Genomic DNA, 14,102 nt, shown 5'->3' with positions numbered 1-14,102 from the left:
CGTCATGCGCTTGCGAGCCATTCGTGCGGCGTGGGAAGCGTGTGCAGCTGTCCCCCGATGGCGGCGGCGATCTCGTGCAGCGGCGCCACGACATCGCTCCCGGCGAGTGTTCGGGCCGCTTCCGGCATCCCCGGCACCACGGACGTGGCGACGTCCTGAACCACGGCGCGTCCGCCGGCGCGGCGCACGGCCAGCAGGCCATCGGCGCCGTCGCGTCCCATCCCGGTCAGGACTACGCCGATCGCGTTCGCCCCGAAGAGGTGGGCGGCCGAAGCGAACAACGGATCGGCGGCGGGACGGACCCCCCAGAGCGACGGGTCGTCGCCCAGCGCGAGGCGTGGCAGATCGCGCGAGCCGTGCACGCGGAGGTGCCGCCCGCCCGGAGCGACGTAGGCGTGACCCGCGCGCAGCGGCTCGCCGTCCGCGGCCTCGTGCACCGTGAGTGCCGAAGCCGCGTCCAAACGACGCGCGAAACTGGCGGTGAAGCCGGTGGGCATGTGTTGCACGATAAGCACGGCGGTGTCTGGCCACACCGGCAAAGCGGGGATGATCTGCGCGAGGGCCGCCGGCCCGCCGGTGGACGCCGCGATGCACACCACGCGCGACGGGGCACCGGCCAAGGGCACCTGCAACGGCGCCGGCTTGGGCGGGACTGGCAGATGTCCGGAGGCCAGCACGGGATGCGTCGCGACGCGCACGCCGCTCGCCGCCCGCAAGGCCTGCAACAGCTGCCCGCTCACCAACTCGAGATCGAGACTGATGGCGCCGGACGGCTTGCGAACGAAGTCCACGGCGCCCCGTTCCAGCGCACGCAGCGCGGCGTCGGCACCACTCTCCGTCGTACCGGCACTCAACATCACGACGGGTCGCGGATGGTCGCGCATGATGAACTCCAGCGCCGCCAGCCCATCGAGCCCGGGCATGTCCACATCGAGCGTGACGAGATCGGGGCCGAGGCTCGCGACCTGCCGGAGCGCATCCTGCCCGTCACGGGCGGTCCCGACCACCCGGAACTCGCCGGTGGACTCCACGACTTCGCTCACCAGTTTACGCATGAAGGCGCTGTCGTCGACCACGAGCACGCCGGGTCGGGTGTCACCCATCGAGACGGACGTCTCAGCGTTCGACATGTGCACCTCGTACCATGTGGACCGGCCCACGCCAGAGGGCCATATCAGGGGGCTCCGAACGCCGCCAGCACGTCCTCATCGGCCCGCGCCCCCTCGACCACACCGATCACGGGGTCTGCGTCGTTGATCCCACCGGCGGCGGTCGCGGGCTGGGGCAGCGCGGACAGATTGGCCATGACGATGCGATTACCGGGGTCGAGCGCCAACGCCTGCTCCCACGCGTGGCGGGCGTCGTCGAGCGCCCCGCGGCGATAGTGGATGTTGCCGAGCTTGAGGTGCACATCGGGACCGTGGGACGGCGCGAGCCGCACCACGCGCACGAACGCATCGAACGCGTCGTCGTAGCGCTGCCCCCGATAGAGATAGTCTCCGAGGTTCTTGTGCAGGTGCGCACAATTCGCGTCCTCGAGCAGCGCATGCTCGAGGGTGCGTGCCGCCAGTTCATAGCTCCCGCGCCGTTCGTGCACCACGGCCAGATTGTTGTGCAGCGTGACCACGTGCGGGTACACCGCGAGCCCCTCCTCCAGAATAGCCAGGGCCCGTCGGCTATCCCCAGCCACGGCAGCCGCGAGGCCGGCCGCGTGGAACCAGGCGGCTGACGGCTGCCGCGCGCCCCACTGCGCCCGCGCTTCGGCGAGATGCGCGTCGGCGACCGCAAGCTCCCCGGCCTGCAGCGCGAGCGTGGCGCGCGAGAGGGCAATCCGCGGATCCGGCATCGTGCCCGAGCGACGCGTGGCTTCCTCGAGCGCCCGGGCGGCGCCCACCGGGTCGCCGACCTGTTCGAGCGCGAAGGCCAGATTGTGCAACGCCGCGGTAGGCGCGTCGGGCTCCCGCGACGCACGCGTGAAGGTGGCGACGGCCTCCGGCCACTCGCCGCGGCGCGCGTGCACGAGACCGACATGGAAACGCGACACGCCGTCGGCCTCGCGCAGCTCGAGCACACGGCGGAATTCGCGCAGGGCTTCGTCGAGCATGCCCGTGCGGTAGAACGCGATGCCGAGATTGCGATGCTCGGCCACCCGGCTCTCCGGAGGCGACTGGCGGCGTGCGGCACTGCGCCCCACGCGCTGCACATAACCGGCCGACAGCAGTCCGTAGATGGCCTTCCCGGCGTCGAACTCGCTCAAGCCCGAGCGCTCCATGACGGCGTGCACGTCGTGCGTGCCGTCGAGCAGGGGCAGGATGCGCTCCTGCTCCTCCGACAACGGGACCTCGCGCGCCTGCACGCGGGCGCTGTCGATCTCGAACAGGAGATCGAACGAGGGAATCTTCTTCTCGATAAGCGACCACTCGTCCACCCGCCGCGCGCCTTCCAGCAACAGCGAATCGGCGCTGACGGAGAAGAGGGGGGGATCGACCGTCAGGTCGTCGTCGGGTTCGAAGGTGAAGGTCCCCTGCGTCCAGCCGAAGAGATGGTAGACCACCTCTTCGACCTGCGTGCGATGCACGTGCAGCAGCAGATCGCGATCGACCTGCGCGGTGTCGAGCAGGGCCTTCGCCAGTTCGCGGTCATCCTGCACGGGGAGGTGGGCCGCCAGCCGCGCGAGGGCGTCGGCGGGCACGGCCCCCAAGCGCACGAGCCGATCGCCAAGTCGGTCGCGACGATTCACGATGGAGGCGTGCACAACACGCCCGTCCGCGAAATGAATGGTGCCGAAGCTGCCGTCCCGCGCGATGCTGAGACATCCGGTTTTCTGCCCGAGCGCGAGCAGCTGCAGCACGTCGGCGAGACTGGCCTCGCTGAGATTACCGCGAATGGCCATCAGCGATATTCCTCAATGAGCCGTCCACCGATGTCGGGCCACTGCCACATGGTCTTCTCGCGATCATCGAAGAACGAATCACGTTCCCCGGGCGCGCGGCCCGCAAGCTGCTCGAGACGCCGCCGTTCCCGCGCGGGAAGCATTACCACCAGCCCGCCCTCGAAGCGTGACCGCATCCGGTCGGCGAGCCCCATCATCTCCCTCGGGGCACGCGTACTGGTGAGCACGACCTGCGCCCCGCGTCCCACCAGCAGGTTGAACAGGTGAAAGAGTTCGTCCTGTGTCCGTTCTTTCCCTTCGAGCGCCTGGATGTCGTCGAGGATGAACACATCGGCGTGACGATACCGGAGACGCCACCGTTCCACGCCGCCTTCCTGCATCGCCGCGATGTACTCCTCGACGAACAGCCGCGCGGAGAGGCATGCCACGGCCATGCCGGTCCACCGTTCCCGTACGGCATTGCCGATCGCGTGCGCGAGATGCGTCTTGCCGCTGCCGGCCGGTCCGTACAGGAACAGTGGGTTGTAGCCGCCGCCGGGCGCTTCGATGACCGCGTCCACCGCGCTTACGGCCAACTGGTTTTCCGGCCCCACGTCGAGGGCGGCGCGCGTGAACCCCGGCGAGGGCTGCGGCAGCGGCAAGGCGGTGGCCAGGGTGTTCTGTACCAGGTCGCGCGCCGCGGGAATGGCCTCGACATTCCGGAAGACCGCGTGTCCACGCAGGGAGGGATCGATCGTCACCGCCTGCGTCTCCAGGCCACGCAGATGTTCGACGGCGGCCGCATACGCGCGCAGCAATCCATCGACGTCCGGCGCCTGCGGCAAGTTCATGGCGCGCTCGAGCACCCCCACGTTCCACCCGTCCTGACGATAGCTCGCGACGGCCTCGCCCAGCCGCACACGCCACGGCTCGACGCGCGCTTCGACCTCGTGCAGCACGTCGGCGAGGAAGCCCTCGTAATCCGCGCCGTTAGGGATGATGGCCTGAATGCGATCAGGCGTCAGCGGGGCCACAGGCGACGCGCTCACCCCGAGCACGGCGCGCACTTCCTCGCTCGCGATGGGCTGACCGTCGAGCTGCTGGTAGGCGGTGATCTTGTTCAGCGCCCCCTTCAGTTCACGGACATTGCCGAAGGGCAGCCGCGCCACCTCGTCGAGCACACCGGCGGCGAAGTCCACGTGGCGCTCCGTGGCCACGTTGCGCAGAATCGCGAGACGCATTTCGAAGTCGGGCGCCCCCACATCCACCACCAGCCCACCGGACAACCGCGACAGCAACCGCTGATCCACATCGGGAATGTCCGACGGCTGCCGGTCGCTCGTGAGGACGAGCTGCTGGCCGCCGGTGAGCAACACGTTGAGCAGGCGGAGCAACTCACTCTGCGTTTCCTTCTGTCCCGTGAGGAACTGCACATCGTCGAGAATGAGCAGATCGACACCGGCGAAGGCCTCGAGGAACTGCTGCGGCTGTCCCACGGCCACGGCCTGATGCAGCCGTTCGGCGACCTCCTCGCCCGACGAGACGCGCACCTGCAACGACGGCTGGACCTCACGCGCCCGATGGGCAATGGCCGCCACGAGGTGCGTCTTGCCGAGTCCCGACCCTCCGTACACGAACAGCGGGTTATACGCCTGTCCGGGAGCCTCGGCGACCGCGCGCGCGGCCGACACGGCGAGCCGATTGGAAGCGCCGACAACGAACGTGTCGAAGCGCAGTCCGCCCTCACGAGGCATGCCCTCACGAGGCATGATCACGCGGCCACTCCCGACGCCGCGGGGTCGGCGATCGCGGGGGCATACACGGGCGTCCGCAGCGCGGCGTTGGCGCGCTGACCGGCGGGCGTCCCGTCTTCGGCGCCAAGGCGGCGCAGGACGGTGCGACCGAGCGCGCGCAGCGTATCGAATACACCGGTCCCGCTGAGCGCATCGGCGGCGTATTCGGGCACCCCGCGGAAGTTGAGGGCCGCCGAGAGGTCGGCCACGCTGGCCGACAGCGACAGCGGGAGGTCCTGCTTGTTGTACTGCATTACGATGGGCAGGGCACGCGCATCCACGCCGTGTTCGGCGAGGTTGGCGTGCATGTCCTGCAGACTCTCGATGTTGTCATCCCAGCGATGGCGCTGACTGTCGGCGACGAAGGCCACACCGTCCGCCCCCTGGAGCACCAGCTGGCGGATGGCTTTGTAGTACGGCTGGCCCGGTACCGTGTAGAGCTGGAAGCGCACGCGATAGGCGCCCACGGTCCCGAGATCGACTGGGAGGTAGTCGAAGAAGAGCGTCCGGTCGCGCCGGGTGGCCAGAGACGTGAGTGAGCCCACCTGCCCGCTCGGCAATGCCGAATGCAGGTAGGTGAGATTCGTCGTCTTGCCGGACCGGCCTGGACCGTAGTAGACCAGCTTGCAGGTGATCAGCCGGGTGGCGTGATCGACAATGGGCATGCGCCCGCTCCTCTCCCTCGCCGCACCCCGACGAGGTCGTCGGCGCGCCCGTTTCGTGGATACGTGTCCGCCCCGCGGTTACGGGAACAGCAACGCGTGCAATCGGGCTGCCAGCGCCGCGGCCTCACGCACACGCTCGGCGTTCGGCAGCGGATCTGGTGCCCGCAGGGCCGCGTTCCAATGGGCCATGGCCCCGACCAGGTCACCCGCGCGCGCCAGATCGTCACCGATCTGGCACAACTCGCGGGCGATCCCCACGTCGGTAGCCCCGGCCGTCCTGGGCTTCGGCACCTCTCCTCCGATGGACGGTTCAACCGGCGTGAGGGCAACCGGCTCGACGGTGGCGGGCGTGGTCCGCCAGAGGGCACCGCCAAGTGGCAGGCCGTCCTCGGTCAGGACGCCGTGCTCGATGGGATCGAAGAGGGAATCCTCGTCATGCACGCCTGGCGGGCCCGGCACCGCCGTGTGGGTGCCCGACGGCACCCACAGGTCCGACCGTGTCACACCGGAGGCCTGCCCCCGCGTAGCGTGCGGTCCCGCGGGGGACGATGGCTGTACGGTGGGCATCGCGGCGACTGCGGGCGGCGTGGGGTTCTTGCGAGGAACCGGCTGCCCTTCGCGCAGTGCGAGAATGCCCGCGCCGATGAGCTCGTACACCAACTGGGCGACGTCCGTGAGGGCACGTTGCATGGCGGTCGCGAGCGCCATGAGGTCACGCTGGCCATCGATGCGCGTGAGGAGGTCCCACTGCGGCGGGGTGAGCCGGAGGAGTGGCAATTGCTGCGGCTCGACATCGACGAAGGTCGGGATGACACGCGCGTGAGGGACCCGTGCCTCGATGCGCTGCCACACCTCGGCGCGCACGGCCGCCTCCATGAGCAGTGGCTCGACGGCCAAACGCACCGACGTTGGATGGATCGGCCGTTCACCGGGGGCAAACCGAAAGGTCCCATCGCGCCACAGCAGCACGTCCTGCACCGCCGCGGCCATGTCCGCCAGGTCGCCCGCGCGACGGCGCGGTGCGGTGAGGTCGTTCACGCGGTCCGCGTTCACCACCTCCGCGTCGATGAGGACACCGGCGTCGAAGGCGATCTGCGCCCGACGGCCCTGCAGCGGGGCATGACAGTGCAGCACTCCGGACTTGCGCCCCAGCGCGAGCAGCTGGAGCACGTCGGAGAGTGCGAGATCCCGGAGGCGGCCCTCGAGTGCCATGCGCGCGTTCCTAGGCGACCGACGCGCTGGCGGATGGCGAGAACGTGACTCCGGCCTCACGCGCGTTAGGCGCAAGCGCGGCACGCGCAAGTGCGGCACGCGCCCGCGCACTCCAGGGCTCCGCGTCCGCGAGGCGCGACAGACGTCTCCAGCGTGCGAGCGCATCGCGGAGGCGGGACTGTCCCGTGAGCAGCACGCCGTCGAGCCACAGGGCGGCGCCGTGGTCCGGATCGTAGCGCAGCACCCGATCGACGGCCACGCGCGCGTCCTCGACACGCGCTTCCGCCAGCAGCACCTCGGCGAGGACGGCGAGAGTGTCCAGATCGGTCGGCACACGCGTCAGATGGTCGGCGAGCAGCTGGCGTGCCTCGGCGTATCGATTCGCCTCCCGGTGCACCAGGGCGAGTTCCACCGTGGCTTCACGCCACGCGGGAGCCGCCGCGAGGGCTGCGACAAGTTCGAGACGCGCGGCCAGCAGGTCGCCGCGCTCGCGCAGCAGACGGGCGATCGCCACGCGCGGCGTGGGGCGCAGCGGGTCACGGGCGAGGGCCCGGCGATAGAAGCCCAGCGCCAACGACTCGTCACGCAGGCGCACCGCCACGTCACCAGCGAAGTGGAGCAGCGCCGCGCTCTCCACATCGTGGCGGAGTAATCGCAACAGGGCCGCTCGGGCTTCCTCCCTGCTCGCCGCGTCGCCCGTGGCCGCGAGCGCGGCGGCGCGTAGCGCCAGCGCGTTTATGTGGTCGGGCGCCACCGCCGACACCCGTCGCAGCAACGGCAAGGCCGCGGCCGCGTCGTCGAGCAGCGCATGCGAACGGCACTCCCCGATGGCCGCGCGCATCCACAACGACTGGCGCGTCGCGCGTACCGGATCGGCGTCATCGGACGCCGCCACCGCCGGCGCCGTCTCGATAAGCTCTCGTGCTGCCCGATACCGCTCAATGGCCTCGCCGTGCAGTGTGCGAACGGCGAACGCATCGGCCGCGTCGCATCCGGCCCGCACGCGCTCTTCGATGGCGAGCAAAGACGGCGTCGAGGTCGGCGGCTCCGGGAACAGCGCGTCCACTGCGGCGTCGGCAATGGTCACCCCGACCAGTGGCGTGCCCCCCACGAGACTCAGCAGATCCACGGGCCCCACCGACTCGGGGCACTCCCGTTGGAGGTCGATCCCCACCGTGAGCCGATCGTCCTTTCGCACGGGCGACAGGGTGAGGGCCACCTGCGTCTCCCGCACCGCACCGTCGGCATCACCAAGTGCCTGGAGCGCGTGCGCGAGGGCATAGCGCGCCTCCGCATGCGACGGCCGGACGTCGACCGCTCTGGCCAGCGCCACGAGCGCCTCATCGGCGCGTTGCCCCTTCATGAAGACACGGCCAAGCGTATACCAGACCTCCGCTTCACGGGGATGAAACTCCGCAAGTTCCCGCAGCAGCGACAGCGAGGCCAAATCATCACCATGCGCCGCATACCAGCGTGCGAGGTTGAGCCGTGCCAGCACGAGAGTGGGATCGAGCTCAGCCGCTCGCGCGAACGCCTCGCGGGCGGCATCAGCATCGCCGCGGTCAGCGAGGGCGACCCCCAAATTGTTGTACGCCAAGGCATGTCGCGGGTCGATGCGCAGCGCGCGACGATAGCTGTCGGCGGCCGACGACACCTCGCCTGCCTGATGCAGCGCCACACCGTGCTCGTTCCAGCAACGCGCCGACTCGCCGAGTCCCAACAGCGCCTCGTATCGCAGGCGTGCCGATGCTGAATCGCCATCGAGCAGATCGAGTTCGGCGAGCGCATGCTGCACCAGGCGCCGATCCTCACCCTGAGCGAACGCGCGCTCGAACTCCTGACGCGCTTCGCGGAAGTAGCCGCGCTGCCGGAAAGCCAGCCCGAGCCCGTATCGCGCCATCGCACCATCAGGTTCAACCGCCAGCACGCGCAACTCCGCGCTCGCCATGGGCGGTGCGTTCTGTTCGATGACGAGGTCGCCCTGGAGTGCCTCAAGCGCAGGGTTCAGCTGCGACGCGCGCCGCGACGCCTCGAGGGCGGCCTCATGATGCCCCATGTCCCCGAGCACGAAGCTGCGCAGGAGATACGCATCGGCGTGATCGGCGTGTTCGAGGAGGAGCATCTCGAGCACCCCCAGCGCCTGTTCGTTCTGCCCGCGCTGATACAACACCTCGGCGAGATGCAGTCGGGCATTGCCCGCCGCCCCAGCATTGACGGCACGTTCGAACCACCGTTGGGCCCGACGCAGGTCACCCGCCTGCTGTTCAATGAGTCCGCGCCCGAACAGCGCTTCGCCATCGTCGGGATCCTCGGCGATGAGCGCATCGAGCAGTCGGATCGCCTCATCGCGACGCCCGAGCAGGCGCACCAACTGCGCCCGTTCGCGCAGGGCCGTGCGGTCGTCCGGATTGGCAGTGATGCGCTGCTCGAGCGCGCCGAGACGTCCGTCGCAGGCGCCCGGCTGAGCGGCGGCCATTTCCAGATTGCGTGCCGCGGTGCGCATGCGCGGAGCGATCGCGAGTGCGCGCAGGAAGGCGTCTACAGCCTCCGCGTGCAATCCGCGCGCATGATACAGCACGCCGAGGTTGTTGAAGGCGCCCGGGTCGTGCTGATCGATTCGATCGGCGAGGGCCCGCAGCAGGCTCGTTTCCGAGCTACCGGAGGTACCGTGCATGATGCCGCCCGGCTGCGTCAGGCGAGACGAATCGCGCGCAGCATCACCTGCAGCGACGCCGGATCAGGGAGCAGGAGAAAGTACCCGCGCAGGGTCAGATCCGTCTCGCGAAGCACGAACTCGCTCTCCACGCACAGCACCGAATCGGGATCCGGCGCGAATTCCCCGAAGGCGCTGGTAAGCACGGCGGTGGACAAATCGATGACCAGCGACGGCGGGGACGGCAGCAGCAACATGCCGAGGAAGTCGCTCAGGGCATTCATATAGGCGCCGCTGAGGATGTTCCCTGTTTCCTTGATGGCCGACGATTCGAGTTCACTGAATGCGACCGAGCTCCCCACCGGCCGGCGCAGCATGAGTTCGGCCAGCCGCATGACGGTCGGCTTCGGGAACACCAGCAGCGTGCGCCCCGACAGATCGCCCAGCATGTGCATCATCACGGCGGCAACGGGTTCCTCATCGGCTGCAAACTGTGCCGGCAGGTCTTCGATGCTGGCCACGGTGATGGCCGGCACCTTGATCATGATGGTACTGCCCGTCAACTGCGACAGTGCCGTGGCGGCATGCCCGGCGCCGATGTTGGCGATCTCGCGCAGCGCATCGAGCTGAATGCCGGTGAGCATGCGCGTGGCCGGTGCTTTGTCCTGCTGCCTGATGACGTCCGCCATGACTGGTTCCTGAAATCCGTGTCAAACGATACTCGGCACATCGATGATCAGTGCCGGGCTGCCGTCACCCAGGACCGTTGCCCCGCTGAACCACGGGGCCGCCCCGCGCACCACATCCAGTGGCTTCACGACGATGTCCTGCTGCGCGACCAGCGCGTCGACCAGCAAGGCCACCCGTCGCCCACCAGACTCGACGACGGCGATGTGCTGATCGCGGCCCTCGGCGTCACGCGACGCGTCGTAGGTGGACGAACGAACCAGCCCGAAACGTTCACCGAGCGCCACCAGTGGAACGACCGCATCATGAATCGTGACAGAGGGTCTCGCGGCGTGATGCACCCGCAGGGATTCGTGATACTCCAGAGCTTCCTCGACATGCGCAGCGGGAAGCGCGAAGGTGCTCCCGGCGACTTCCACCACGAGGGCCCTGGTGATCGCGAGGGTCATGGGGAGCCGCAGCGTCACCACGGTACCGACGCCCTCGATGCTTTCGAGCTCCAGCTGTCCACCGAGCGCGCGCACCCGCGTATTCACCACGTCGACGCCGACGCCACGTCCCGAGAGACTGGTGACCCGGCGGGCCGTGGAGAACCCCGGGTGGGCAATGATGCGCAGCAGGGTTTCATCGTCGAGCCCATCGCAGTCGTCGGGGACCAACCCGTGCTCCCGCGCGCGGAGCAGCACGCCATGACGATCGATGCCGCGCCCATCGTCCTGCACCTGTATCACGATGGTGGCGCGGTCGCGGGCGGCACGCAGCACCAGCTCGCCGCGGGGTGGCTTGCCGGCGGCCTCGCGTGTCGCGACGTCCTCGATCCCGTGATCGAGCGCATTGCGCAGCAGGTGGAGGATGGGATCACCGATGGCGTCGAGCAGCGACCGATCAAGTTCGATCTCACGCCCTTCCATGACGAATGCCACGTCCTTGCCGAGCTCGCGGCTCACATCGCGCACGAGGCGCGGGAACCGATCGAAGACCTGTCCGACCGGCAGCAGCCGCGACTGCAACACTTCGTCCTGCAGCGCGCTCACGAGCCGCGCGGCGTCGCGGGCGGCTCGATACACGTCACGATCGGGGTGATCGAGCGCTTCGATACGGCGCAACAAGCGGTCTCGCGTGAGGACCAGCTCTCCCACGAGATCGAGCAGCGTGTCGAGGCGGCGGGCATCGATGCGGACGGTACGCGTGGCTTCCGGGACCCCAGTGGTCGCCAAGCGCTCCGCGACCTGCGACGCCAGGGCCGGCACCCGTACCTGCACCTTCGCCACATCCCCCGCGCTGCGCGCCGCCTGTTCGAGCATATCGTCGGTGACGTCGCTGACGACCGTGACGCGAAAGGCCCCGTCGAACGCCTCGTCCTGCCAGCGTGTTTGCGCCGGGTGCGTCCCGCGGATCTGCCCAAGCGGCGCGAGCTTCGCCAGCACGAGCATGGCGCGAACGCCCTTGAGCGGGCAATCGGCGGTGAGCCGGATGTCCACATGCCGCACATTGACGGCATCGGCGGGGGCGGACGGCCGCACGCGCGCTGATTCCGAGGACGTGGCGGTGGTATCGGGCAGGGCCAGCGTCTCGGCCGACGGCGTCTCGAGAACGGGGCGGCGCAGTCGCACGAGAATCCCGGCGATGGCGGCCGGTGCCGTGGCGACGCCGCGCGCGACGTCATCGATCGCCCCGCGCAGCACATCCGTGCCTTCGAACAGGAGCGCCAAGAGATCCGCATGCAGCGCTTCGTCGCCACTCCGCAGGGGCTCGCACCGCGACTCCAGCGCATGCGCCAGTCGCTCGATGGCCTCGTAACCCATCGACCCGGCCATGCCCTTGATGGTGTGCATGCCGCGAAACAGCGTGGCGACCTGCGCGGCCGTACTCACGCCGTCGGGCCCCCGGCGCCCCTCGTCCTCGAGCGCGAGCAGCGCGGTATCGAGTTCCGCGAGGTGTTCGCGCGCCTCGGCCTGGAACAGGGCCGCGTAGCGCGCCGTGTCCACGATTGGTGCCGCGCGGCCGCTTACGCGGCGAGGACGCGCGTCACCGCTTCCAGCACCCGGCTCGGCTGGAACGGCTTCACGACGAAATCCTTGGCACCGGCCTGAATCGCCTCCACCACGAGCGCCTGCTGGCCCATGGCGCTGCACATGAGGATGCGCGCCTGCGGGTCATGCTTCGTGATCTCACGTACCGCATCGATGCCGCCCATATCGGGCATCACGATGTCCATGGTGACCAGATCGGGGCGCAGGTGCTTGTACTTCTCGACGGCCTGTACGCCGGTCTCCGCCTCGCCCACCACTTCGAATCCCGCCTGGGTGAGGATGTCCCCCACCATGGTGCGCATGAAGATCGCGTCGTCGCAGATCAGAACCGTCTTGCTCACCGTGTCCTCTCCTCGGCTGAGTGCAGATGTCGCGCGCACAGCGCGACGGCGTCCAGCACGGTCGCGTCGGACGGCACATCGGGTTGGTCCGGTGTCGCCACGCGCACATCCTGAACGGTGTCCACGGTGAGCCCGATTGGCCGGGCCCCGTGCTCGAGGAGGACGATCGACCCCGGTGTGACGGCACGCTCTCCCGTCCGGAGGGCCTGGAGGTCCAGCACCGTGACGATCGCACCCCGGACATTGACAATACCGGCCTGTATGGCGGGGGCGCCGGGGACCGCTTTCAGCCCCAGGGGGCGCACCACCTCGCGCACCTGCTCCACCGGGATCCAGAACGCTTCGCCGGCCGACGTGACCACGAGCCATTGCGGGCGCTGGTCCTCGTCGGAGTCGAACACGTCACTCGCTGGCAGCCTCTCGGGCGCCGGAGTGCTCGTCGGTGCGGTAGAAGCCGAAGACATCGAGCGGGTCCTGATGCGTGGCGAGTTCGGGCATGTCACTGAGGGTCGCCAGTGACCGCCGGAGGTCGTCCGGGAGCGGGGAACGCAGGTCGATGACCTGTCCCGATACCGGATGCTTGAAGCGCAGCCAGGCCGCATGCAGGAAATGGCGACGCGGCGGCAGCGCGGCCAGCTTGCGCCCCCCGCCCCCGCCATAGGTATCGTCGCCGATGACGGGGTGGCCCACGCTCGACAGATGCACACGGATCTGGTGCGTGCGCCCCGAATGCAGGTGCGCCCGCAGCAGGTCCACGCTGTCGAAACGGGCCAGTCGCACGAAGTCCGTTCGTGCAGCCTTCCCCGTAGGGACGATCGCCATGCGTGTTCGGTCTCGGGGGTCACGGGCGATGGGTTTGTCCACCGTCAGGGTGTCCGCCGCGAGATGCCCCCAGCAGAGCGCGACGTAGCGACGCGTGACCTGGCGAGCGGCGAGCGCGGTGCTGAGGATCCGGTGCGAGGCATCGGTCTTGGCCACGACGAGCAGCCCCGAGGTGTCCTTGTCGAGTCGGTGGACCAGACCCGCGCGGTCTTCCCCGCCTCCCTCGGCCAAGGGTTCACCGCGCCCCATGAGGGCGTTCACCAGCGTCCCGCTCCAGTTGCCCGGAGCCGGATGCACGACCATGCCGGCCGCCTTGTCCACGACCAGCAAATGCTCGTCCTCGAACACGATGTCGAGCGGAATCTGCTCCGGCACGATTTCGCGCCCCGGCGGAGGTGGTACGACCACCTGCACCATGTCGCCGGCCTCGGCCCGATAGCTGGCTTTCTGCCGGCCACCGTTCACCTGCACATGCCCGTTGGCAATGAGCGTGGCCGCCTGCGTGCGCGACAGCGACCCATGCCGGGCTACCAGCAGGTCGAGCCGCTCCCCGGCGTCTTCGCTGACCGTGATCTGAAATTCGGCGCCGCCGCTCACGAGGCGCCGCCGCCCTGCCCTTCCGCACCGGTCGCCTCGGCTGCCTTGGCGGCTGCCTGTATCGCCTGATCTTCCTGCCAGAGGGCCAGTAGCAGACACACAGCGCCGATGGTCACCGCCGTGTCCGCCACATTGAAGGTCCAGAAGCGGGTGGTCCCGATGCCGATGTCGATGAAATCCACCACCCCTTCACGCAGGCGAATACGATCAAGCAAGTTGCCGATCGCGCCGCCCACGATGACCGGAACGCCGAATGCCGCAATTCTGGAGGTTCGCGTGAGATCACCGGTGGCCTTGAGCAGGCCCCCCACAATGACCACGCTCAGCCCCGCGAAGATCCACCGCGACCCCGGACCGAGGTGCATGCCGAAGGCCGCCCCCGGGTTATAGGCGAGGGTGAAACGCACCACGTCGCCAATGATGTCGT

The 14,102-nt window shown here is 69.0% G+C and carries 12 protein-coding genes; all 12 read right to left on the bottom strand.

Features of this window, described 5'->3' with window-relative positions:
• Nucleotides 1–2: 2 nt before the first annotated feature.
• On the bottom strand, nt 3–1,130 hold the full coding sequence (locus ACIQ6O_RS00880) for a chemotaxis response regulator protein-glutamate methylesterase (protein ID WP_396205870.1): 1,128 nt from the start codon (nt 1,128–1,130) through the stop codon (nt 3–5).
• Nucleotides 1,131–1,174: 44 nt separating this feature from the next.
• The gene (locus ACIQ6O_RS00875) at nt 1,175–2,893 is read right to left on the bottom strand and encodes a DUF4388 domain-containing protein (protein ID WP_396205869.1); all 1,719 of its coding nucleotides are present in this window, start codon (nt 2,891–2,893) and stop codon (nt 1,175–1,177) included.
• On the bottom strand, nt 2,893–4,641 hold the full coding sequence (locus ACIQ6O_RS00870; protein WP_396205888.1) for a DnaA ATPase domain-containing protein: 1,749 nt from the start codon (nt 4,639–4,641) through the stop codon (nt 2,893–2,895). The genes ACIQ6O_RS00875 and ACIQ6O_RS00870 overlap by 1 nt, the downstream gene beginning before the upstream one ends.
• Nucleotides 4,642–4,643: 2 nt before the next feature.
• Nucleotides 4,644–5,330, bottom strand: a complete 687-nt coding sequence (locus tag ACIQ6O_RS00865) for a GTP-binding protein (protein WP_396205868.1) — start codon at nt 5,328–5,330, stop codon at nt 4,644–4,646.
• A 78-nt stretch (nt 5,331–5,408) separates the two neighbouring features.
• Nucleotides 5,409–6,542: a DUF4388 domain-containing protein gene (locus ACIQ6O_RS00860; protein ID WP_396205867.1), complete on the bottom strand. Its 1,134-nt coding sequence runs from the start codon at nt 6,540–6,542 to the stop codon at nt 5,409–5,411.
• 10 nt (nt 6,543–6,552) lie between these two features.
• On the bottom strand, nt 6,553–9,216 hold the full coding sequence (locus tag ACIQ6O_RS00855) for a tetratricopeptide repeat protein (protein ID WP_396205866.1): 2,664 nt from the start codon (nt 9,214–9,216) through the stop codon (nt 6,553–6,555).
• 17 nt (nt 9,217–9,233) lie between these two features.
• Complete coding sequence (locus ACIQ6O_RS00850; protein WP_396205865.1) at nt 9,234–9,884, bottom strand: chemotaxis protein CheC; 651 nt, start codon at nt 9,882–9,884, stop codon at nt 9,234–9,236.
• 21 nt (nt 9,885–9,905) lie between these two features.
• The gene (locus ACIQ6O_RS00845; protein WP_396205864.1) at nt 9,906–11,870 is read right to left on the bottom strand and encodes a chemotaxis protein CheW; all 1,965 of its coding nucleotides are present in this window, start codon (nt 11,868–11,870) and stop codon (nt 9,906–9,908) included.
• A gap of 20 nt (nt 11,871–11,890) precedes the next feature.
• On the bottom strand, nt 11,891–12,256 hold the full coding sequence (locus ACIQ6O_RS00840; protein WP_396205863.1) for a response regulator: 366 nt from the start codon (nt 12,254–12,256) through the stop codon (nt 11,891–11,893).
• Nucleotides 12,253–12,657: a chemotaxis protein CheW gene (locus ACIQ6O_RS00835; protein WP_396205862.1), complete on the bottom strand. Its 405-nt coding sequence runs from the start codon at nt 12,655–12,657 to the stop codon at nt 12,253–12,255. Before ACIQ6O_RS00835 ends, ACIQ6O_RS00840 begins: the two co-directional genes overlap by 4 nt.
• A 1-nt stretch (nt 12,658) precedes the next feature.
• A complete protein-coding gene (locus ACIQ6O_RS00830; RefSeq protein WP_396205861.1) occupies nt 12,659–13,675 on the bottom strand; it encodes an RluA family pseudouridine synthase in 1,017 nt (338 codons plus the stop codon).
• The coding region (gene lspA, locus ACIQ6O_RS00825; RefSeq protein WP_396205860.1) for a signal peptidase II at nt 13,672–14,102 on the bottom strand (431 nt) is incomplete at its 5' end. The genes lspA and ACIQ6O_RS00830, both read right to left, overlap by 4 nt.

Origin of the sequence: Gemmatimonas sp., assembly GCF_044345575.1 — a bacterium.
In the GTDB taxonomy this organism is placed as follows: Bacteria; Gemmatimonadota; Gemmatimonadetes; order Gemmatimonadales; family Gemmatimonadaceae; genus Gemmatimonas.
Note: the sequence above shows the minus strand (reverse complement) of the source record. Positions and strands in the feature narration are given on the sequence as shown.

Excerpts from the sequence above, each read along its gene's own strand:
- ACIQ6O_RS00870 (WP_396205888.1), bottom strand. The coding sequence starts at position 4,641 with ATGCCTCGTGAGGGCATGCCTCGTGAGGGCGGACTGCGCTTCGACACG.
- ACIQ6O_RS00855 (WP_396205866.1), bottom strand. The coding sequence starts at position 9,216 with ATGCACGGTACCTCCGGTAGCTCGGAAACGAGCCTGCTGCGGGCCCTC.
- ACIQ6O_RS00880 (WP_396205870.1), bottom strand. The coding sequence starts at position 1,130 with ATGTCGAACGCTGAGACGTCCGTCTCGATGGGTGACACCCGACCCGGC.
- ACIQ6O_RS00875 (WP_396205869.1), bottom strand. The coding sequence starts at position 2,893 with ATGGCCATTCGCGGTAATCTCAGCGAGGCCAGTCTCGCCGACGTGCTG.
- ACIQ6O_RS00850 (WP_396205865.1), bottom strand. The coding sequence starts at position 9,884 with ATGGCGGACGTCATCAGGCAGCAGGACAAAGCACCGGCCACGCGCATG.
- ACIQ6O_RS00865 (WP_396205868.1), bottom strand. The coding sequence starts at position 5,330 with ATGCCCATTGTCGATCACGCCACCCGGCTGATCACCTGCAAGCTGGTC.
- ACIQ6O_RS00860 (WP_396205867.1), bottom strand. The coding sequence starts at position 6,542 with ATGGCACTCGAGGGCCGCCTCCGGGATCTCGCACTCTCCGACGTGCTC.